Origin of the sequence: Prosthecobacter sp. (assembly GCF_044378005.1) — a bacterium.
Lineage (GTDB): Bacteria > Verrucomicrobiota > Verrucomicrobiia > Verrucomicrobiales > Verrucomicrobiaceae > Prosthecobacter.
In genome coordinates this window covers 73,875-94,406 of sequence record NZ_JBILYB010000005.1, presented here as the reverse complement: position 1 = coordinate 94,406, position 20,532 = coordinate 73,875, and the positions used below count along the sequence as shown (strand labels likewise).

The window sequence follows — 20,532 nt, the reverse complement described above, 5'->3', positions numbered from 1 at the left end:
GTAAACAACCCTCGTTTCGACACATCAAAGATTGGTTCAAGTGAACAGACGCGCACTTGCGCACGGCGAGCGTAGCCTCTACCTACCGCAACCCCATGCCGAAAAAAGCTGCCGCCAAATCCACGTCTGCCCCCGCTCTATCCGATGTGATCCAAGTCCGGGGCGCTCGGCAAAACAACCTGCGTGGCTTCGACCTGGACATCCCTTTGTACAAACTCAGCGTCGTCACCGGCCCGAGCGGTAGCGGGAAGTCCTCTCTGGCCTTCGACACGGTCTATGCGGAGGGCCAGCGGCGCTATGTGGAGACCTTCTCCCCTTACACGCGGCAGTTCTTCGAGCGTATGGACAAGCCGAAGGTGGACGCCATCCACGGCATCCCGCCCGCGATCGCCATCGAGCAGGTGAACAACATCCGCTCCACGCGCAGCACCGTCGGCAGCATCACGGAGATCAATGATTACCTGAAAATGCTGTTCCCCCGCCTAGCCGAGGCGACCTGCCCGGAGTGCCATCGCCCTGTGCGCCCGGAGACGGCGGAGAGCATCCAGCGCGAGCTGCTCAGCGCTCATGCTGGCAAACAAGCTCTCGTCGGCTTCAATGTGCCCGTGCCGAAAGACACGAAGATCGAAGACTTCTTCCCCTTTCTCCAAGCCCAGGGTTACCTCCGCCTCTGGATCTACGGCGAGCTGATCCGCACCGACGAGCCCGCCGCCATGAAAGGCCGCAAGCTCCCCGCCATGGTGCTCGTGGTGCAGGACCGGATCATTTTAGAGAAAAAGAACACCGCCCGCCTCAGCGAAGCCATCGAAGCGGCGCTGCGGCTCGGCAAAGGCCAGATCTCCGTGGTGTTTGGCGATCTCAAATCTGAAATCTCGGATCTCAAATCCTTCTCCACCGACTGGCGCTGCGCCGACTGCGATCTGAAGCTTCCCGCGCCCACGCCTGGCCTCTTTTCCTTCAACAACCCCATCGGTGCCTGCCCCACCTGCAAAGGCTTTGGCCGCACGCTTGGCATGGATTTGACGAAAGCGATGCCCGACGAGTCGCTCAGCATCCGTGGCGGACTCGTGAAAGCCTTCTCCGGCAACACCTACCGCGAAAGCCAGGACGACCTCGAACGTGCGGCACGGCGCAGGAAGGTCGATCTCGACACGCCCTTCTGCGACCTGCCCGCTGAGCATCAAAAATGGCTCATCGAAGGCGAGGACAAAGACCCCGAGCGTGCCTGGAGCAACGGCCAGTGGTATGGCGTCAAAGGCTTCTTCAAATGGCTCGAAGCCCGCGCCTACAAGATGCACGTCCGCATCTTCCTCAGCCGCTTCCGCGCCTACACGACCTGCCAGGATTGCGATGGCGGACGCCTGAAAAAGGACGCCTACAACTTCCGCGTCGTCGGCAAAACCATCGCCGACCTCTGGAACCTGCCCGTTACCGATCTGCTGCCGCTCGTGCAGAGCCTGCCCGCTGCCGACAACGCCACCACGATGCTGCGCGACGAGATCGCCAGCCGCCTGAGTTACCTCGATCGCGCCGGGCTCGGCTACATTCACCTCGATCGCCAAACCCGCACGCTCAGCGGCGGCGAACTCCAGCGCGTAAACCTCACCACCTGCCTCGGCGCGAGCTTGGTGAACACCCTCTTCGTCCTCGACGAACCCAGCATCGGCCTGCATCCGCGCGACATCGGTCGCCTCATCGGCGTCATGGAAGGCCTGCGAGACAAAGGCAACACGCTCCTCGTCGTCGAGCACGAAGAAAGCGTCATGCGTGCCGCCGACAACATCATCGAGATCGGCCCCGGTCGCGGCGACAAAGGCGGCCAACTCGTCTATTCCGGCGAGCTGGATGGCCTTCTTTTCAAAAAAGGCTCACTCACCGGGGATTACCTCTCGGGTTTGAAGTCGATTCCGATTCCGGCTCAGCGGAGACCAGTCACTCCTGCTTCAGGAAATCATAAATCAAAAATCGTAAATCATAAATGGCTCAGCCTCCGAGGTGCCCGCCAAAACAACCTCAAGAACGTCGATCTCGACATCCCACTCGGTGTGTTCTGCTGCATCACGGGCGTCTCAGGCTCTGGGAAAAGCACGCTCATTCACGAAGTCCTCTACCGGAACCTTCAGCGCCTTCGCGGCGAGGTTTGTGAAGATGAGCCTGGGCGAGTGAAAAGCATCAGCGGTGTCGAGCAGCTCAGTCAGGTCATCATGGTGGATCAGTCACCGCTGGCTCGCACTCCGCGCAGCACTCCGGCGGTTTATATCGGAGCCTTTGACGCCATTCGGCAGATCTTTGCCGACTGCGAAGAAGGCTTGGAGCAGGGAGTCACGGCAGGCTTTTTCTCCTTCAACAGTGGCGATGGACGCTGCGAGCGCTGCTGGGGCACGGGTTATGAAAAGATCGAGATGCAGTTCCTCAGCGATCTCTTCGTCACCTGTCCCGAGTGCGATGGCAAACGCTACCAACCGCACGCGCTGAAGATCCGCCTGAACGGCAAAAACATCCATGACGTGCTCGGCCTGACCATCGAGGAAGCCGTGGAGTTCTTCAGCCCGCTCGAAGGCACGCTGAAACGCCGCGCCAAGGTGGTCACCGATCAACTTCGCATCCTCGTCGAAGCCGGACTCGGCTACCTGAAACTCGGTCAGCCGCTCAACACCCTCAGTGGTGGTGAAGCGCAGCGCTTGAAGCTCGTCGGCCATCTCATCGACTCTGCCAAACAGCCGCCGATCAAGAGCAAAACCAGCCTTCTGTTGCTCGATGAACCCACCACCGGCTTGCACTTCGACGACATCGCCCTGCTGGTGAAACTGCTCCAGCGCCTCGTCGATGAAGGCAACAGCCTCATCGTCATCGAGCACAACCTCGACGTCATCCAATGCGCCGACTGGGTCATCGACCTCGGCCCCGATGGCGGAGCCGCAGGCGGTCAGATTGTCGCCGTCGGTACGCCGGAGGAGGTTTCGGAATGTGCGGAGTCTTTTACGGGGCGGCACCTGAAGGAGAAGTTCTCAGTTCTCGGTTCTCAGTTCACAGTTGCTGAGAAGCCTGCCAAAGCTCGCACGCGGAAAACGGAGAACAGCGAACCGAGAACAGCGAACGCCATCTCCATCCGAGGAGCCCGCGAGCACAACCTCAAGAACATCACCCTCGACATCCCGCGCGACCAATTTGTCGTCGTCACCGGCCTGAGCGGCAGTGGGAAATCGACTCTCGCCTTCGACCTCGTCTTTGCCGAAGGCCAGCGGCGCTTCCTCGACTCCATGTCGGTGTATGCACGCACCTTTGTGGAGCAGATGGAGAAGCCGGAAGTCGATCTCATCACCGGCGTGCCGCCCACGGTCGCCATCGAGCAGCGCATCTCGCGCGGCGGTGGCAAATCGACCGTCGCCACGGTCACGGAGGTCTGGCATTTCCTGCGGCTCTTGTTTGCAAAGCTTGGCACGCAGTATTGTCCGAAGTGCGATGTCCCTGTGGTCAAACAAAGCGCCACGGCCATCACGCAAACCATCGCCGATCAGGCAAAAAAAGGCCCGGTTCAGTTGCTCGCGCCGCTGATCAAAGCCCGCAAAGGCTTCCACACCGAAGTGGCCGAAAACGCCCGCAAGCAGGGCATCAGCACCTTGCTCGTTGATGGCGAATTTCGCGACACCGCGAACTTCAAACCGCTCGCTCGATTCAAAGAGCACAGCATCGACGCGGTCGTCGCGAAGGTGCCGAAAGGCCTCTCCATCCTCGAACTCCGCCCGCTTGTGGACAAGGCGCTCAAGATGGGGAAGGGGAATGTGAAGCTCTTCCTAGGCGACAAAACCTCGCAGGTGCTCAGCACCGAAATGAGCTGCCCGAGCTGCGATCTCAGCTTCGAAGAACTCGACCCGCGTCTCTTCTCCTTCAATAGCCCACATGGCTGGTGTCAGCAATGCCGAGGCTTCGGCTTCATCGTCTCCGATCACGGCGCCACGCCACGTCATGACGACATGTCTCAGCTCGCCGCCGAGCTCGAAGAAGAGCGCCGCCTCACCCGCCACGAAGACGACGACACCCCCACCGAGCGCGTTCTTTGCCCAAGCTGCGGCGGTAGCCGGCTCAATCAGACGGCGATGTTTGTGAAGCTGCCCTCTGGCCCCAAGGAGAAAAAGACCGAGCACCTCCGCATCCAAGATCTGAACGGCCTCGCCGCCGAAGAAGCCGTGCAGCACATCGCCAAACTCAGCTTCACCGGCACGCAGGGCGAGATCGCGCGAGACATCCTCGCCGAGATCAAACAGCGGCTGCATTTCATGAGTGAAGTCGGCCTCGGCTACCTCCAGCTCAATCGCAGTGCCGACACACTCAGTGGTGGTGAAGCCCAGCGCATCCGACTCGCCGCCCAGCTCGGCTCAAACCTGCGCGGTGTGCTTTATGTTCTCGATGAACCGACCATCGGCCTGCATCCGCGCGACAACGTTCGCCTGCTGAACACGCTCGTCGCCTTGCGGGATAAGGGAAACTCGCTCCTCGTCGTCGAACACGATGACGAAACCATGCGCCGCGCCGATACCATCATCGACCTCGGTCCTGGCGCGGGCCGCTTCGGTGGCGAAGTCATCAGCCAGGGCTCGCTTGCCCACATCCTCAAAGACAAGAACAGCGTCACTGGCAAAGAGCTGCGCTCACCTTTGAAGCATCCGCTCCGTGGCGAGCGGCGACCACTGCCTGCTGCGAAAAAGAAGGAAGGCTGGCTCACCATCGACGGCGCCCACGCCAACAACCTCCGCAACATCAGCGTCAGCATCCCCATCGGGCGGTTGACCGTCATCACCGGCGTCAGCGGCAGCGGCAAGAGCACCTTCATGCACAGCGTCCTTTGCCCGGTGGCGAAGTTGGCCACGAGCAAGACCGCCAAGATCACGGAGAAGCCCTGGAAAAGCGCCCACGGCTTTGATCAAATCACCGCCGTGCATGAGGTGGATCAGTCCCCCATCGGCAAGACCTCGCGTTCCTGCCCGGCGACCTATGTCGGCGTGCTCGACGACATTCGGAAGCTCTACGCCCAAGTCCCCGCCTCACGCGCTCGCGGCTATGATGCCGGTCGTTTTTCCTTCAACACCGACGGTGGCCGCTGCGAAGCCTGCCAGGGCAATGGCGAGATCAAAGTGGAAATGAACTTCCTGCCCACCACGCGTGTTCCCTGCGAAATCTGCCAGGGTTTGCGCTTCAACAGCGCCACGCTGGAGATCGACTTCAACGGCAAAAACATCGGCCAAGTGCTGCGCATGAGCATCACCGAGGCCGCCGACTTCTTCGCCAGTCAGCCCCGCATCGCCCGACCGCTGCAATTGCTCGCCGACACCGGCGTCGGCTATCTCCAACTCGGCCAGCCCAGCCCCACGCTCAGCGGCGGCGAGGCCCAGCGCATGAAGCTCGTCACCGAACTCAGCGTCGGTCAGGGCAAAACCATCACCCAAAAGCTGCGCGGCCTGAAAACCGAAAAGCGGAACCTCTACCTCATCGAAGAGCCCACCATCGGCCTGCACATGAGCGATGTGTGCCGTCTCCTCGACGTCCTCCATCGTCTCGTCGATGAAGGCCACACCGTGGTCGTCATCGAGCATCACCCCGACGTCTTCGCCGAAGCCGACTACCTCATCGACATCGGCCCCGAAGCCGGCACCGAAGGCGGCCAACTCGTCGCCAGCGGCACCCCCGAGCAAGTCGCCAAACACAAAACCAGTGTCACCGCACCGTTCCTTTTGAGGGCATTGCAGTCATGATTGAAGCCAAATCCTGCCCTCCCCTTTTTGGTCCTCAAAAAAGCATTGTGAATAACCCGAGTTTCCGGTTGACACTCTGACTCGCGCTTCTATTCTCGCGGCCCTCTTTCCACGGACACTCAATCAGTTCGTGGCCTCCCCTCAAAGCACCTTTATGAAGACATTCTCAGCGAAAGCCGAAACCGTGAACCGCCAGTGGTGGATCATTGATGCCAAGGATCAAGTCCTCGGCCAAGTGGCTGTGGCTGCCGCCAATCTGATCCGCGGCAAGACCCGCCCAACTTTCACTCCTCACGTGGACACCGGCGATTTCGTGGTCGTGATCAACGCTGACAAGGTGAAGCTGACCGGCAAAAAAGAGCAGCAGAAGATTTATACCAGCAAGACCGCCGTTTACATCGGCAATCAGAAGGTTGAAACCGCTGAGAAGGTTCGCCAGCGCCGCCCTGAGCTTCTCATCCATCGTGCCGTGAAGGGTATGGTCCCTCACAACCGCCTTGGCGACAAGATTGTGACCAAGCTCAAGGTTTACACTGGAGACGAGCATCCCCACGTTGCCCAGAACCCACAGCCCTTCGCTGTTGCCTGATTCACACCCTTCCCAAGATTGATCCAAGTTCATGAGCAAGCCCCTCGCCACCACCACCGGCCGCCGCAAGACCAGCATCGCGCGCGTCAGCATCCTTCCAGGTTCCGGTTCCATCACGGTCAATGGCCGTGACTTCGAAGAATACTTCCCAACGGTGACTCTGCAGAATCAGATCATCATCCCCCTGGCTCTGACCAACAGCCGCCAGACCTACGATTTCAAGATCAACGCCGATGGCGGTGGTGTGACCGGCCAGATGGGTGCGGTGATGCTCGGCATCTCTCGCGCCCTGATCGCTGTGAATCCTGAGCTTCGTGGAACGCTGAAAAAGGCTGGCCTTCTTTGCCGTGACTCCCGCGCCAAGGAGCGTAAAAAGCCAGGTCGCCCTGGTGCTCGTAAGCGCTTCCAGTTCTCGAAGCGTTAATCTCCGAGAGATTTTTTGGTTCATTGGTTTTTGGAAACCCTGTCTTGCAAAAGACAGGGTTTTCTTTTTGGCGTCACCGCCTAGCCTGACTCACATGAAAAAGCTTCTGCGCCTCTCTCTCATTCTCCTCATCGTCCTCGGCTTGCTGCTGGCTGCCAGCCTGGTCGGGTTTTCATGGTGGGTCATGCGCAAGATGGGCCCCGAGATCTGGGTGACGCAGATGGAGGCGAACACGAACTGCCGCATGCACATTGAGGAAGCAAAGCTGAGCCTCTTCTCCAAGCCCGCCCAACTCAGCTTCAAAGGAGTGCTGATTGCTCCACGCGATGCGGAAGTGGGCAAACCATTGGCCGAGCGGGCACCACTTTCGGCAAAGTCCGTCCCCATCCTCATTCCGGAGATCGTGCTGGAGGTCAAACTCGAGGACCTCTTGAACCGCCGTCTGTTTGTGGAGAAACTCCGAATCCTTTCCCCTGCCGTGACGGAAACTCAGGATGCCCAGGGGAAGAGTTCGCTGGAGGCACTTTTCAAAAAACCGAAGCCCGAAGAATCCAAGACTTCAGCATCAAGCGCTTTACCGCTGAATGAATTATCGACTCCACCTTCACAGAACTCGGCCCATTCTCCATCTGAACCAGCTTCCGAATCCAACGCACGTTTTTCCTTTGCCGTAAGCAACGCAGTAATTGAAGATGGCTCGCTGACCATCCTGAGTTCGGGCTCGACTGTTCAAATCCGAGACCTCGATTTCACCCTCACAGGTATCGACATCGACCCGCGAGACCTGGCCAATCACAACCGAATGACCGCGAAGATCAGCAGTCAGATCCAAGTCACGGGACAAGCGCGGATCGGCGGAGTGAAGCGTCCGGCAGAGCTGGCCAATCTGAATCTCAGCGGTGAAGGCAGCATCGTTCCCATCGATCCAAATACAGGCGACTGGATGCCCACTTCGGTGCTCAAACTCACTCTTGCCCAAGGTTCCACTCTGGCGGGACACATCACGATGGGAGATGCGGCGGGGAAAGAAATGAAGAAGCTCATGGAATACGGCATCGACCTCACACCCGTTCGTGTCGGCGGACCGCTGCAGCAGGCAGCTGTGGTGGAAGGCATTTATCGAAACAACCGCTTCTGGCTGCGTGCCGACACCCTCTTCAGCTTCCCTGAATATGATATCTCCATCGAGAAAAAATCATGGATCGATACCTCCCAGGACAGTCATGAAATGGAGTTCCGGCTTTCCTGCGGCCCGGAACTTCAGGATCGTCTGCAAAAGGGCATGTCTCAGGCCCAGTTGGGCGAAACGATCACCAAAGGCCTGATGAAGGCGCTGGCTGATGAACGTGGACGCCTGACCTTCGATATCGAAAGCGGAGGCTCTCTCTCCGATCCGAAGATCAAGCCGAAGCTAGATCGCATCCTCAAGAACCTTATTCGCGGCGAGGGCCTTAATGACCTGCTGCAAGGGCTCTTCAAGAAGCTCTAGCCCAAGCGAACCAAATCAGCCCAGGGCGACTTTGCAGTCACCAAAGCAGATGCCGATGCTACGACCTGCATTGACGATCTCGCTGTCAGATTTCACGAGGCGCAGCTGGTTCACCGCTTCTTCGATGCTGACATCACCGACCTGATACTGCTGGTAGCTGACCATGCGGCCGAACTTGCCCTGCTCGATGAGGCTGACGGCCATGGCACCGAATCGTACGCCGAGAATACGGTCGAGGGCAGTCGGTGCACCTCCGCGCTGGAGGTGTCCGAGTGTACAGGAGCGCGTTTCCTTGCCTGTAAGCTCCTCAATTTTCTTCGCCACATACTCGCCGATTCCGCCGAGGCGATCCTCGCCTTTGCCACCGACATTTTCCTTCTTCAAAAGCTCACCGCTCTCCATACGCGCGCCTTCAGCCACCACGATGAGTGTACTATGCAGCCCACGGGCGTCTCGCTGGCGGATGGCATCGGCCACATACTCCATCTTGAAAGGAATCTCGGGAAGCAGGATGACATCAGCACCGCCGGCCATACCACCGTACAGGGCGATCCATCCGGCATGACGTCCCATGACTTCGAGCACGATAGCACGCTTGTGACTTTCAGCGGTCGTGTGCAGGCGATCTAGCGCATCGACCACGGAGTGGACAGCACTATCGAAGCCAAAGGTCATCGCCGTGGCTTGGATATCGTTATCAATGGTCTTCGGCACTCCAATGACAGGCACGCCCATGTTGTAAAGCTGCAAGCCAGTCGTCAGCGAGCCATCCCCACCGACGACGATGAGCGCTCCAATCTCCAGATGACGCAATGTGGCCTTGGCTTTCTCGACGATCTCTTTCGGGACTTCAGACACATTTCCTTCACCGACTTTGGCAACGAAATGCCCCTTGTTCGTCGTTCCAAGGATGGTGCCGCCGAGCTTCGTGATACCAACGGTCCGTGAGGGGTCCAGCAACATGTAATCGCCAGGAGGCAGCAGGCCTTCAAAACCATCGCGAAAGCCGACGACTTCCCAGCCGAGGGTGTGAGCAGCGCCGACGACGCCGTGGATGACTGCATTAAGTCCGGGGCAATCGCCGCCACTGTTGAGGATACCGATTCGCATGTGATTAGATTGAGGAGGAATTGAAATGAGAAAATGAGCGCCGACCAGGTGCTAAAAATTGTTCAGCAGTTGTTTTTCGTCTGTGATCGGACGTCCGGCAGCGATCCAACGGTTGTAGGCATTCCAGCCCTGGTCCAAAAGGGCTTTGGCCTCACCGAAGGGATTGGAGGAGCCAAGCACGACCACGACAAGCCGATGCCGATAGATGAGGCTGCTGCCGTCTGGTTGCTTATAAACTGAAGCAGGACGCTCGGCGGAGATCGCCGCACAACCTCCCGCACGCGGAGTGGTTGTGGCTTTGACTCCGTCGATGCCAGAGTCACCCAGCAGGGAGTTCGTGTTATTCACTGGCACCGAGAGCTGCTGCCCGCTGCGGTAGATGGTGACATTTCGCGTGCGCTGATTGGTATAAAAACTCATCGCCGGACGAGAGACGGCATAAAGCGTGAGACGGGCAATGTCTGCCGCCGTGGAAAGTCCGGGCGTGCGGGTGTTTTCATAGCCGTGCGGGTTTTGAAACCGTGTGCCGGTGGCACCTTCGCGATAGGCGAGTTGGTTCATCTGGCGGACAAACTCGACTTGCGGATCACCCTGCCGTCCGAGGCGGTAGAGATGATCACGACCCACGAAATCGGCGAGAGCAATCGCAGCGAGATCATCACCACCCATCATGGTGGCATAGATGAGGTCACGAATGGTGAGCTTGTCACCCGGCTGGAGGCCGAGAAGATTGATCCCGGCCATCTGAGGCGCATAGGCAGGCACTGGTGCGAGGATGTTGACCCCGACCTTCGAAGCCACGGACCAATCCAGCGCCACCATGCCTGTGGCGATCTTGGCCAGTCCACCGACAGGACGACGGCTGTTGGCGTTGCCAGCGACGTGGACTTTGCGATTAAAGCTGTCCACCACGATGACGGACGATTGAGCCAGAGCCTGAGTGACACTGACCAAGACAAGCCCGGCGAAAATCGCGGCGAGGGGGGAGAACCGGGGGCGGATTCTGCAATGCATATGAGTGCGCTTTCGTTAGCAGAGCTTTCCCCATGGGCAACACGGGATTCCACCCCTGGATGATTGATGAAACCCGAAGGACTGAAGTCGCTGGCTGCGTTCAGAGCTTCCATGCGCTTTTTCCCTTCCCTGATTTCATTTTGCCTCTGCCTGGCTTCAGCCCCCGCTGCCACGCCAAACATCGTCATCATCTACATGGATGACATGGGCTATGCGGACGTAAGCTGCTTTGGCGCCCAGGGCTATCAAACGCCAAACATTGACAAGCTCGCTGCTGAGGGACGCAAGTTCACCAACTTCCACGTCGCCCAGCCCGTGTGCTCCGCCTCACGCACCGCCCTGCTCACGGGGTGCTATCCGAACCGCGTCGGCATTCACGGGGCGCTCGGGCCTTCGGCCAAACATGGCATCCATGCTGATGAGATGACGATTGCTGAAATCGTGAAACAAAAGGGCTACGCCACCGCCGCCGTTGGCAAATGGCACCTTGGTTCCCTGCCCCCGTTTCTCCCCGTGAAGCACGGCTTCGATGAATACTACGGCATCCCTTACTCGAACGACATGTGGCCTTATCACCCGCAGGCAAAGAAGGGCGCTTATCCCAAGCTACCCATGGTCGAGAACGACCACACTATCGACGAGGAGATCACACCCGAGGATCAAACCCACCTCACCACCGACTACACGACCCGCAGCATCCGCTTCATCGAGAAGAACAAGGACAAACCCTTCTTCCTCTACCTCGCCCACAGCATGGTGCATGTGCCTCTCTTCGTGAGTGATCAATTCAAGGGCAAGTCCGGCCAAGGCCTCTTCGCTGATGTCATGCTCGAAGTGGATTGGTCCGTGGGTCAGGTCATGGACACGCTGAAAAAGCACGGACTCGAAGACAACACCTGGGTCATCTTTTCCTCCGATAACGGCCCCTGGCTCTCTTACGGAGAGCACGCTGGCAGCGCCGGACCTCTGCGCGAGGGCAAAGGCACCTGCTGGGAGGGCGGCACCCGCGTCCCTGGCATCATGAAATGGCCCGGCAAGATCCCTGCTGGCACCACCACCGATTCCATGATGATGACCATCGACGTCCTGCCCACCATCGCCAGCGTCATCGAATCCAAGCTGCCCGAGCACAAGATCGATGGGCTCAATTGCTGGCCCATCGTCGCGGGTGAAAGCGGCGCGAAGAACCCGCACGACTTCTACGCTTTTTATTATGAGCAGAACCAGCTCCAGGCCATCACCAGCGGAGATGGACGCTGGAAGCTCCAATTACCACACGGTTATCGCGCCGTGCCTCCAGGCCAACCCAAGGCCACCGGAGGCATCCCCATCCTCTACAAACAGGTGAAGATTGATCAGCCTGAACTCTACGACCTCTACACTGACGTGAGCGAATCGAAGAACGTCGCCGCCCAGTTCCCCGACGAAGTCACCAAGCTTCAGAAACATGCTGAAACCATGCGCGCGGAACTCGGAGACAGCCTCATGAAGCAGCCCAAAGGCAGCGGCAGTCGTGAGGCTGGCCGCGCTGAGTAATGGGAAGCCCGAGTTAAAAACTCGGGGCACCAGTTTACGACTTTCAAAGTCGTTCTACGCTACTCCCGCACACTGCGCACCATCACCGCCTTCTGCGCGTGGAGGCGGTTTTCGGCTTGGTCAAAGATGACGCCAGCGTGCTGTTCGAGCACTGTTTCGGTGATCTCTTTGCCGCGATAGGCGGGAAGGCAGTGCATGACGATGGCGTCGCTCTTCGCGTGCTTCATGAGGTCGGCACCGATCTGCCATGGCTTGAGGATTTCGATGCGGTCGGCGCTCTCGGCTTCTTTGCCCATGCTGACCCAGACATCGGTGTAGATGGCGTCGATGCCTTCGACAGCGGCCTTGGGATCATCGGTGACGGTGACGGTGTTTCCAGGCACGCGGGTCATGAAATCGGCGGCGGGCTGAAACTGCTTTGGCGCTCCAATGACAAGCTCGAAGCCGAGCCGTGCGCTCGCCCAGATCCAGGAGCGGGCGACGTTGCAGTCGCCATCACCGAGGAAGGCGACGCGTCTGCCTTTCCAGGAGCCGAAGCGTTCGTTGATGGTCTGCAAGTCCGCGAGAATCTGGCAGGGATGCTCGTCGTCGGTGAGGGCATTGATCGTGGGAATGCCGCTGTATTGGGCGAACTCCACCACGTCCTGCTGAGCAAAGGTGCGGATGATGGCCCCGTGAATCATGCGGCCCATGACACGGGCGGTGTCCTTGATCGGTTCGCCACGACCAAGCTGAATATCCGCCCCGGAGAGGAACATCACCTGGCCGCCGAGCTCGCGCACTCCGACCTCGAAACTCACGCGTGTGCGGGTCGATGACTTCGTGAAGATGAGCGCCCACTGCTGACCTGCGAGAACCTGCGGCGAGGCTTTGCGGTCCTTCTTCAGCGTGGCGGCGAGAGACAGGATGTTTTCGATTTCTTCAGCGGAAAGTTCTTCGATGGAAAGGAGATGCTTCATGAGGTGAGCGGGTCAAAATGGTCAATAGGATCAAGCAGCGCAGACTTGATCGAGCGTAGCTTTGAAGATGCCCAAACCTTCCTGAACATGGGCTTCCGTAATATTAAGGGGCGAGAGCCAGCGGACAACGTTCGGTCCGGCAGGCGTGACCATCATACCGGCATCCAGCAGCTTTTGGGCAAGGAAGATGGAGGGCAGCTTGCCGCCGGATTTGGCGGCGATGGCTTCGGCATTGAGCTCCCAGCCGATGAAGAGACCGATCTGGCGTACTTCTTTGATCAGCGGATGATTCCAGGCACGACCCGCAGCGGCGATGGCCGCTCCACGCTCGCGGGCATTGGCGCAGAGATTTTCATCCAAGATGGTGCGCAGTGTTGCGATGCCGACAGCGCAGGCGAGCGGCGATCCGCCATAGGTGGTGCCGTGCGTGCCAGGGCCTAGCAGCTTGCTCAGATCACGGCGATCATTCACCCAGAAGGAACCGAGCGGGAAACCACTGCCGATGGCTTTGGCCCAACTAATGCCGTCGGGTTGAATCTCATCGCCGGGGATGATGCTGCGCCAGCCGGCCATTTCTCCAGCACGGCCGAAGCCGACCTGCACTTCATCGAGCAGGAGAAGCAGATCTTTTTCCCGGCAGAGACGCTGGGCGGCACGCAGGAACTCAGGCGTCACGGCATTCACGCCGCTCTCGCCCTGGATCGGCTCCACGAGAATGGCCACAGTCTTGTCCGTGATGGCGGCTTCGAGGGCGGCGATGTCATTGAAGGTCGAATAGACAAACCCCGGAGGCAGCGGCCCAAAGCCGCCGTGGATCTTCTCCTGAGCCGTGGCGGTCATCGCGCCAAAGGTGCGCCCGTGGAAGGAACCGCTGAAGCTGATGATCTCATAACGTCCGCCCGTGGCCTGGCCATGTTTGCGGGCAAGCTTGATGAGGCCTTCATTCGCCTCGGCACCGCTGTTGCAAAAGAAGCACTTGCCGGGGATCTCCACGCATTCCTCGACGAGGATGCGCGCGAGTTCGGCCTGCTTGTCGATGCAGTACCAGTTGGAGACATGGATCAATGTTTGAGCCTGCTCGGTGAGTGCTTTGACGACTGGCGGCGGGCAATGACCCAGCGGGCACACGGCCACGCCTCCGGCGAAGTCGAGGTACTTCTTGCCATCGCGATCCCAGACATACGCGCCCTCACCGCGCACGGGCCACACATCGTAGCGACCGTAGTTCGGGAGTACATATTGGCTGAGCCATTGAGTTTCGGGATGGGACATGAAAGTGAAAAAGAAAGGGTTGGCTCGAAGGACGGCGAGCTTGGAAGGGATGTCCTTACGGTTCGGCTCGGATCAAAGGTGGATCTCTGTGCCGATACCTCGGTCCGTGAAGATCTCGAGGATGAGCGCGTGAGGGATGCGCCCGTCGATGAGATGCACCTTGCCCACGCCGCCTCGGAGTGACTCCAGCGAGGAGTCCACTTTCGGGATCATGCCACCGCTGATGATGCCTTCAGCCTTGAGAGCGGCGATGGAGGCTTCATCGAGACTTGGGATGAGCGTGGCCTCATCCTTCGGATCACGCATCACGCCGCGCACATCGCTGAGGAAGATGAGCTTCGTGGCCTTCAGCCGCGTGGCGAGAGCGCAGGCGGCGAGGTCGGCATTCACGTTGAGCGTTTTCCCAGACTCCAAGTCACGCGCCACGGGTGAGACGACGGGCACAAATTCACCCGCCACCGCCGCCTGGATAAGGCCGAGCTTGCAGTCCGTGACTTCGCCCACCCAGCCGAGTTCGGCTTTCATGCGCTGCCCTTGGAAAACTTCCGTGCCGGGAATGCCGACGGCCTTGCCGCCGAAGGCATTGATCTTCGTGACGATCTCTGGGTTGATCACGCGAGCGAGTGTCTGCTCGACGATTTTGATCGTCTCCTCGTCGGTCACTCTCATGCCGTTGATGAAGCGGGCTTCGAGGCCGCTTTCGAGCATGGCTTTGGAGATGGCCTTGCCTCCACCGTGGACGATGATGGGGTTGATGCCCACAGCTTCGAGGAAGACGACATCGCGCAGGAACTGATCGACCACGATGGGGTCCTCCATCGCGCTGCCGCCGACTTTGATGAGAAAGGTGCAGCCTCGGAAGCCCTGCATGTAGGGCAGAGCTTCGAGCAGGACATCGGCTTTCTGGGTTTGGGCGGAGAGATCGGTCATCGGCAAATGGGGAAGGGCGGAGCATACGCCCCCACAGGCAGCGTCAAGCTTTGTGACGAGTTTTTCTCGTCACGAGCCTACTTTTCAGCCAACGATCTGCGCTCCCTGAGTCGTCAACTCGGGGTAGCCAGTCATCTGAATGAGCTTGATGCCGTAGCGCTCGGCAATCAGCGGCGACTCAGACTCGGGATAGATGTCGCGGTAATAGACTTCTTTGATGCCGTAGGCACAGAGCATCTGCATGCAACTGGTGCAGGGCATGGTGGTGCAGGCGAGGAGCCGTGCTGCACCACGCGTGAAGAGGCTGCACAGGTTCACCTCGGCATGGAGCATGTATTTGCGCCGGGCTTCGCGGTCATTCCAGAAGCCTTCGGGGGCGTTGTATCCGGGAGCCAGGCCGTTGTAGGCAGTGCCGATGACGCGGTTGTCAAAATCGAGAGCGACGGCACCGACTTTCCGAAAAGGATCCTCGGAGCGCAGACTGGCGACATGGGCCAGGGCCATGGCATACTCGGGGATGCTGAGGCGATTCGAGTTCATGATGGATCAATCTTCCTCCTCATCGCTGTGCTTGCCACCAACGAGAATGCCGCGCTGGGTGCTGGCGACAAACTCGGTGAAGTGTGCGGCCTCGGGAGTGAGTTCGCCGGCTCGGAGTTCTTCGACGGCCTGCGCATTGTTCAGACCGTTGCGATAGACTTTGCGGAAGGCCTGGCGCAGGGCGCGCATTTGCTCGCGCGTGAAACCAGCGCGCTGAAGGCCGACGATGTTCAGGCCGCGAGCGCGTGCGGGATTGCCGTCAGCAGTGCAGTAGGGTGGCACGTCCTGCACGACTTTGGAACAGCCGCCGATGATGGAGCGGGTGCCGATGCGGCAGAACTGATGCACGGCGCTGAGCCCGCCGAGGATCACGTGATCTTCGACGGTGACGTGACCGGCGAGTGTGCCGTTGTTGGAAAAGATGACGTGGTTCCCGACGGTGCAGTCGTGGGCGATGTGGACGTAGGAAAGGAAGCTGTTGTGGCTGCCGATCGTCGTCTTGTCCCCCGGCGATGTGGCGCGGTGGACGGTGCAAAATTCGCGGAAGGTATTGTCATCACCGACCTCCAGCCAGGTCGGCTCGCCCTTGTATTTCAGATCCTGAGTCTGCTGGCCGATGGAGCCATAGGCGAAGAACTTGTTGCCTTTGCCGATCCTGGAAGGCCCCATGATCGTGACATGATGCTGGAGCCAGCAGCCATCGCCGATGACAACATCTGCGCCGATGATGCAATAGGGGCCGATGGTGACATCCGCGCCGATCTGGGCGGTGGGATCAATGATGGCGGTGGGATGGATCACGGGAATGACGAAGGCAAAAATGACGAATGACGAAACGGGAATCAGCGATCGACGACGCTGAACATCAGTTCGGCTTCGGAGACGACCTGGCCGTTGACGATGCAGCGGCCGATGGCTTGGGCGACGCTGCGCTTGGTCTTCGTGATCTCGGTCTCGATGATGAGGGTGTCGCCAGGGATGACGGGCTTGCGCCACTTGACCTTATCCGCACTGAGGAAGTAGCCGATCTTGCCCTGATGGGCAGGCATCCGCATGAGGACGATGCTGGCCACCTGGGCCATGGCCTCCAGCTGGAGCACGCCGGGCATGACGGGATGTCCGGGGAAGTGGCCTTGGAAGAAGGGCTCGTTGATGGTGACGTTCTTGACGCCTGTACACTTGGTGTCGCCTTCGAGATTGATGATTCGATCGATGAGCAGGAAGGGGTAGCGGTGAGGGATGATCTTCATCACCTCGGTGACACTCAGCACAGCCTCACCACTTGGGATGGCGAGCGGCGGCGGCACCATGGCACGCATGGCTTTGTACTGAGAGTCGATGGCGCGGGCCAGCTCGGTGTTCGGTCCGTGGCCGGGACGCACGGCGATGACGTGGCCGGTGATGCGGCGCCCGCAGAGCATGAGATCCCCGATGATGTCGAGGATCTTATGGCGGACGAATTCGTTGTCGAAACGAAGCGGTTGCTTGGAAAGCAGCGTGTCGCCACGGACGACGACAGCGGCCTCCAGGGTGCCGCCTTTGATGAGGCCCTTCTCCATCAGCGGGGCGATGTCCTCGTAATAAACAAAAGTGCGCGCGGGGGCGATTTCCTTCTCGTAGGTTTCGGGGTTGATCTCCAGGGAGAGGAACTGAGTGAAGCGGCCTCCAGGGCCGACATTCGTGCAGGAGATGCGGAATTTTTTATCGGGGACGATGGTGAGGATGGTACCATCCCGAGTCTCCTGATAGATGGGCTCGCGGATCTCGAAGACCTTGCGCGGGGCTTCCTGGGCGACGACGCCAGCTTTCTTGATCAATTCGACGAAGGGCTGCGAGCTGCCATCGACGATGGGCGGCTCGTTGGCGTCCATCTCGATGATGGCATTGTCCACGCCCATGCCGGTGAGGGCACTGATCACATGCTCGACGGTATGCACGTTGACACCGCCTTCGGCAATGGTGGTGGCGCGCTCAACCTTCTGCACCTTCTCGACGAGGGCGGAGATGAAGGGCTTGTCCTCGAGATCGATGCGGCGGAATTTGAAGCCGAAGTTCTCCGGGGCAGGTTGGAGGGTCAGCGTGACCTGCTCTCCTGTGTGAAGGGAGGTGCCGGTGATGGAGGCCGGCTTGGCGAGAGTGTGTTGGCGGTCAATGGCGGACATAGGCGGGAGAGGACCGTCGTTTTAGCCGGATGAAATGGCGGGGTCAAAGAGAAACCGCCTTTCTGGAGGAGCTGGCCCCCAGCGATCAGGGTGAGTCCGGCTCTTCTTCCCCACCCGTGCGCTCCACGAAGCGCATGGCGTAGTCGATGAAGCGCAGGGGCACGTCGTCGGTGGGGCCGTTTCGGTTTTTGGCCAGGATGAGCACAGCCTGCCCCTTCTTTTTGGCCTCCGCTTCCTCGTCGCCGACTTCCATCTTGGCACCGGCATAGTCTTCACGAGTCAGCAGGCCCACCATGTCCGCATCCTGCTCGATGGAGCCGGACTCACGCAGGTCAGACAGCACGGGGCGCTGACCTTTGCGGCTTTCCACCGCTCGATTGAGCTGAGCCAGCACGATCACCGGCACGTCGAGTTCTTTGGCGATGCCTTTGATCCCGGCGGAGATCTCGGCGATTTCGATCTGGCGGTTGTCCTTCGCGCGCTTGCTGCTGCTGGTCACGAGCTGCAGGTAGTCGATCATGATCAGCTTGATGTTGTGCTGCTTTTTCAGACGCCGGGCTTTCGCGCGCATCTCCATCACGTCGAGACCCGGAGTGTCATCGATGAAAATCTGCGCCTTTTGCAGTTCACGCGTGGCCTTCGCCAAAGCCTCCTGCTGTGCCCGGGAGAGCAGACCTCGGGAGAGATCCTGCATGGAAAGCTGGGCACGTGAGACGAGAAGACGACGCACCAGCATCGTCGCGCTCATTTCCAGACTGAACACTGCCGTGGCGTGGCCGCAATCCACGGAGACGTGCTCGACGAGGTTCATCGCGAGGGACGTCTTACCCATCGAAGGACGAGCGGCGATGACGAACATTTCCGAGCCTTGCAGACCCGAGCTGAGTTTGTCCAAAACGCTGTAGCCGGTGGACAGACCACGAAGCTGACCCGGATGCTCCAGCATGTACTGGATGCTGTCGATGGCCTCCGCGACGTGGGAGGACAGGGACTTCATGTTGTCCTCCTTGCCGCTCGATTCGCGCACCGCCAGCATGCGCTGCTCGGCGACGTCCATCAGCGTGCCGACATCGCCATCCATCTGCTCTTTGCCGAACTCATAGGCCTCGTGGATGTTCTTCGAGCAGGCGTGGATGACCTGACGCAGCATGAACTTGTCGAGGACGATCTTCTTGTAGTGCTGGTAGTGCGCCGGGCTCGGCACAAAGGTGAACAACTCCGTGATCGCCGCCGGTCCGCCGACGCGGTCGAGCAGGTTTTGATCCCGCAAGACATTTGTGACCATGACCGGGTCGATGGGCAGGTTCTTGTCGTGGAACTCCAGCAGCTTTTCGTAGATCGTGCGGTTCGCCTCGTGGTAGAAAGCCGCCGCCGCCAGGGTGATGCGGCTCTCTCCCAGACGCTCGTTCGGGTCCTGGAGCAGGCTGGAGAGCACACCCTTCTCCGCTTCATCCGAGAAAGGCAGCGCGCGGTTGATGTTCGCCAGCAGTTCCTCGGCGGTGGGTTCACCCTTCTTCCGGCCGAAAGGATTGGCCTGCGGCGTCTTGGCAGCATCACGCGCAGGCAGTTCGCCCGGAGCGGCAGCAGCAGGAAGGAGGTTGGTAGCAGACTCGGCCATGGGCAGCGGAGTAGGGCGTCGAACCGTTGTGAATACAATGGGAGCAACTGGCTTTCTCTGTGGATGAGTGGGGGCTAAGTCGCTCCCCTCAAACCAGCACACACCGATCGGCGTGGAGCCTCGCGGCAGCGTCGTGGAGTGCGGTGGCAAAACCCTGAAAGGGTGCCGACACCGCTTTCGACGTCACCTAGCGCCGACGAAAACCAGCAGACTCCCGAAAGCGGCGTCACAGCCGCCGCACTCCAAGACGCTCCGCGACTTCTGCGCAGTGTGGAGCCACGCGGCAGCGTCCTGGAGTGCGGTGGCAGAGGGGCACGGCGCAAGCCTGCCCCGAAGACACCGCTTTCGTCGGCACGCACGGCGAACGAAGACAAGGAGACACCGGAAAGCGGCGTCACAGCCGCCGCACTCCAAGACGCTCCGCGACTCCGGCGCGCCCTACCCGCCCTCCACCACGCCCCGCACCCTCCCCACGCCCCGCCTTCACAGCCGCAGCAGGCAGCAGCCGAAGTCCATCTCCACCGGACCCGCATCGGATTTCTGCACGGGGATGTGCTCGGCCAGGGTGTAGAGCTGGCGGCGGGAGTCCACGGGGTCGGGGCGGGTGGTGATGACGTGGGCTTCCCGGAGGGCGATCAGATGCTTCAGGGCGGCATCCAGGCGACGGTGGACATGCCGGGCGCAGCTCGTGGCCGTGTGCGGGTGACCGTCGCTGAGCCGACGCCTCACGGGATCTGCCAGCAGGGCGAAGATGAGATCCCGATTCTGTCCGGCGGGATCGTTGGCATCGGCGGGGGATCGGCTGCGGTTGGCCATGAATCAGGTTTTACCAGATCAGAGGCTTCGGGAGCAAGACTGGAAATGCCTGCTGACGTTCCGTCGTCTCCCAGGTGGCGTAATGAATCAGCAACTAGCCCTCAGGAGTCTCCCCCGACCCACGCCGTATTGCCGGCTGAGGTGCCGGAGACTGTCAGGTGGCGCAATGGATCAGGGATCGGCAACCCGGAGCCTGCCAGGCGGTGCAATGGATCAGGGAATGGCACCCTGAAGTCTCCGACCTGCCGCGCCGGATTACCAGCTGAGATGTCGGAGTCTCCCAGGTGGCGTAATGGATCAGGAAACGGCAACCCGGAGTCTCA

15 protein-coding genes are annotated in these 20,532 nt (G+C 59.9%); 5 read left to right on the top strand and 10 right to left on the bottom strand.

The window, feature by feature from the left end; translation table 11 throughout:
• The first annotated feature begins 95 nt into the window (after positions 1-95).
• The 4 genes from uvrA to AC6FTP_RS02105 all read left to right on the top strand — a co-directional run bounded on the left by uvrA (position 96) and on the right by AC6FTP_RS02105 (position 8,252).
• Complete coding sequence (gene uvrA, locus AC6FTP_RS02120) at positions 96-5,750, top strand: excinuclease ABC subunit UvrA (RefSeq protein ID WP_497205250.1); 5,655 nt, start codon at positions 96-98, stop codon at positions 5,748-5,750.
• A gap of 154 nt (positions 5,751-5,904) precedes the next feature.
• Positions 5,905-6,339 (top strand): 50S ribosomal protein L13, encoded by a 435-nt coding sequence (gene rplM / locus AC6FTP_RS02115; RefSeq protein WP_497205249.1) that lies wholly within the window; start codon positions 5,905-5,907, stop codon positions 6,337-6,339.
• A 31-nt stretch (positions 6,340-6,370) separates the two neighbouring features.
• On the top strand, positions 6,371-6,763 hold the full coding sequence (gene rpsI, locus AC6FTP_RS02110) for a 30S ribosomal protein S9 (protein ID WP_497204174.1): 393 nt from the start codon (positions 6,371-6,373) through the stop codon (positions 6,761-6,763).
• Positions 6,764-6,857: 94 nt separating this feature from the next.
• The gene (locus AC6FTP_RS02105; protein ID WP_497205248.1) at positions 6,858-8,252 is read left to right on the top strand and encodes an AsmA family protein; all 1,395 of its coding nucleotides are present in this window, start codon (positions 6,858-6,860) and stop codon (positions 8,250-8,252) included.
• Between the two features lie 15 nt (positions 8,253-8,267).
• Here AC6FTP_RS02105 and AC6FTP_RS02100 read toward each other — a convergent pair whose 3' ends face one another.
• Both AC6FTP_RS02100 and AC6FTP_RS02095 read right to left on the bottom strand, forming a co-directional pair.
• Positions 8,268-9,362 (bottom strand): 6-phosphofructokinase, encoded by a 1,095-nt coding sequence (locus tag AC6FTP_RS02100; protein WP_497205247.1) that lies wholly within the window; start codon positions 9,360-9,362, stop codon positions 8,268-8,270.
• Between the two features lie 51 nt (positions 9,363-9,413).
• Positions 9,414-10,376 (bottom strand): D-alanyl-D-alanine carboxypeptidase family protein, encoded by a 963-nt coding sequence (locus AC6FTP_RS02095; protein WP_497205246.1) that lies wholly within the window; start codon positions 10,374-10,376, stop codon positions 9,414-9,416.
• 111 nt (positions 10,377-10,487) lie between these two features.
• Here AC6FTP_RS02095 and AC6FTP_RS02090 point away from each other — a divergent pair, with 111 nt between their 5' ends.
• Positions 10,488-11,912 (top strand): sulfatase family protein, encoded by a 1,425-nt coding sequence (locus tag AC6FTP_RS02090; RefSeq protein WP_497205245.1) that lies wholly within the window; start codon positions 10,488-10,490, stop codon positions 11,910-11,912.
• Between the two features lie 59 nt (positions 11,913-11,971).
• Here the strand turns inward: AC6FTP_RS02090 and argF are convergent, their stop codons facing one another.
• The 8 genes from argF to AC6FTP_RS02050 form a co-directional block, all read right to left on the bottom strand.
• Positions 11,972-12,871 (bottom strand): ornithine carbamoyltransferase, encoded by a 900-nt coding sequence (gene argF / locus AC6FTP_RS02085; protein ID WP_497205244.1) that lies wholly within the window; start codon positions 12,869-12,871, stop codon positions 11,972-11,974.
• Between the two features lie 30 nt (positions 12,872-12,901).
• Positions 12,902-14,143 (bottom strand): aspartate aminotransferase family protein, encoded by a 1,242-nt coding sequence (locus AC6FTP_RS02080; RefSeq protein ID WP_497205243.1) that lies wholly within the window; start codon positions 14,141-14,143, stop codon positions 12,902-12,904.
• Positions 14,144-14,215: 72 nt separating this feature from the next.
• Positions 14,216-15,073: an acetylglutamate kinase gene (gene argB / locus AC6FTP_RS02075; protein ID WP_497205242.1), complete on the bottom strand. Its 858-nt coding sequence runs from the start codon at positions 15,071-15,073 to the stop codon at positions 14,216-14,218.
• A gap of 84 nt (positions 15,074-15,157) precedes the next feature.
• Complete coding sequence (locus AC6FTP_RS02070; RefSeq protein WP_497205241.1) at positions 15,158-15,613, bottom strand: deoxycytidylate deaminase; 456 nt, start codon at positions 15,611-15,613, stop codon at positions 15,158-15,160.
• A 6-nt stretch (positions 15,614-15,619) separates the two neighbouring features.
• The gene (lpxA, locus tag AC6FTP_RS02065) at positions 15,620-16,414 is read right to left on the bottom strand and encodes an acyl-ACP--UDP-N-acetylglucosamine O-acyltransferase (protein ID WP_497205240.1); all 795 of its coding nucleotides are present in this window, start codon (positions 16,412-16,414) and stop codon (positions 15,620-15,622) included.
• A gap of 41 nt (positions 16,415-16,455) precedes the next feature.
• The gene (locus AC6FTP_RS02060) at positions 16,456-17,775 is read right to left on the bottom strand and encodes a bifunctional UDP-3-O-[3-hydroxymyristoyl] N-acetylglucosamine deacetylase/3-hydroxyacyl-ACP dehydratase (RefSeq protein WP_497205239.1); all 1,320 of its coding nucleotides are present in this window, start codon (positions 17,773-17,775) and stop codon (positions 16,456-16,458) included.
• An 85-nt stretch (positions 17,776-17,860) separates the two neighbouring features.
• Positions 17,861-19,393 carry a replicative DNA helicase gene (gene dnaB / locus AC6FTP_RS02055; protein ID WP_497205238.1) on the bottom strand — a complete coding sequence of 511 codons (1,533 nt, stop codon included), beginning with the start codon at positions 19,391-19,393 and terminating at the stop codon, positions 17,861-17,863.
• A gap of 483 nt (positions 19,394-19,876) precedes the next feature.
• Complete coding sequence (locus AC6FTP_RS02050; protein ID WP_497205237.1) at positions 19,877-20,209, bottom strand: hypothetical protein; 333 nt, start codon at positions 20,207-20,209, stop codon at positions 19,877-19,879.
• Between the last annotated feature and the right edge of the window lie 323 nt (positions 20,210-20,532).

Coding starts and splice junctions, on each gene's coding strand:
- AC6FTP_RS02090 (WP_497205245.1), top strand. CDS start 10,488: ATGCGCTTTTTCCCTTCCCTGATTTCATTTTGCCTCTGCCTGGCTTCA.
- AC6FTP_RS02100 (WP_497205247.1), bottom strand. CDS start 9,362: ATGCGAATCGGTATCCTCAACAGTGGCGGCGATTGCCCCGGACTTAAT.
- AC6FTP_RS02080 (WP_497205243.1), bottom strand. CDS start 14,143: ATGTCCCATCCCGAAACTCAATGGCTCAGCCAATATGTACTCCCGAAC.
- rpsI (WP_497204174.1), top strand. CDS start 6,371: ATGAGCAAGCCCCTCGCCACCACCACCGGCCGCCGCAAGACCAGCATC.
- rplM (WP_497205249.1), top strand. CDS start 5,905: ATGAAGACATTCTCAGCGAAAGCCGAAACCGTGAACCGCCAGTGGTGG.
- AC6FTP_RS02105 (WP_497205248.1), top strand. CDS start 6,858: ATGAAAAAGCTTCTGCGCCTCTCTCTCATTCTCCTCATCGTCCTCGGC.
- argF (WP_497205244.1), bottom strand. CDS start 12,871: ATGAAGCATCTCCTTTCCATCGAAGAACTTTCCGCTGAAGAAATCGAA.
- argB (WP_497205242.1), bottom strand. CDS start 15,073: ATGACCGATCTCTCCGCCCAAACCCAGAAAGCCGATGTCCTGCTCGAA.
- AC6FTP_RS02070 (WP_497205241.1), bottom strand. CDS start 15,613: ATGAACTCGAATCGCCTCAGCATCCCCGAGTATGCCATGGCCCTGGCC.
- AC6FTP_RS02050 (WP_497205237.1), bottom strand. CDS start 20,209: ATGGCCAACCGCAGCCGATCCCCCGCCGATGCCAACGATCCCGCCGGA.
- dnaB (WP_497205238.1), bottom strand. CDS start 19,393: ATGGCCGAGTCTGCTACCAACCTCCTTCCTGCTGCTGCCGCTCCGGGC.
- uvrA (WP_497205250.1), top strand. CDS start 96: ATGCCGAAAAAAGCTGCCGCCAAATCCACGTCTGCCCCCGCTCTATCC.
- AC6FTP_RS02060 (WP_497205239.1), bottom strand. CDS start 17,775: ATGTCCGCCATTGACCGCCAACACACTCTCGCCAAGCCGGCCTCCATC.
- AC6FTP_RS02095 (WP_497205246.1), bottom strand. CDS start 10,376: ATGCATTGCAGAATCCGCCCCCGGTTCTCCCCCCTCGCCGCGATTTTC.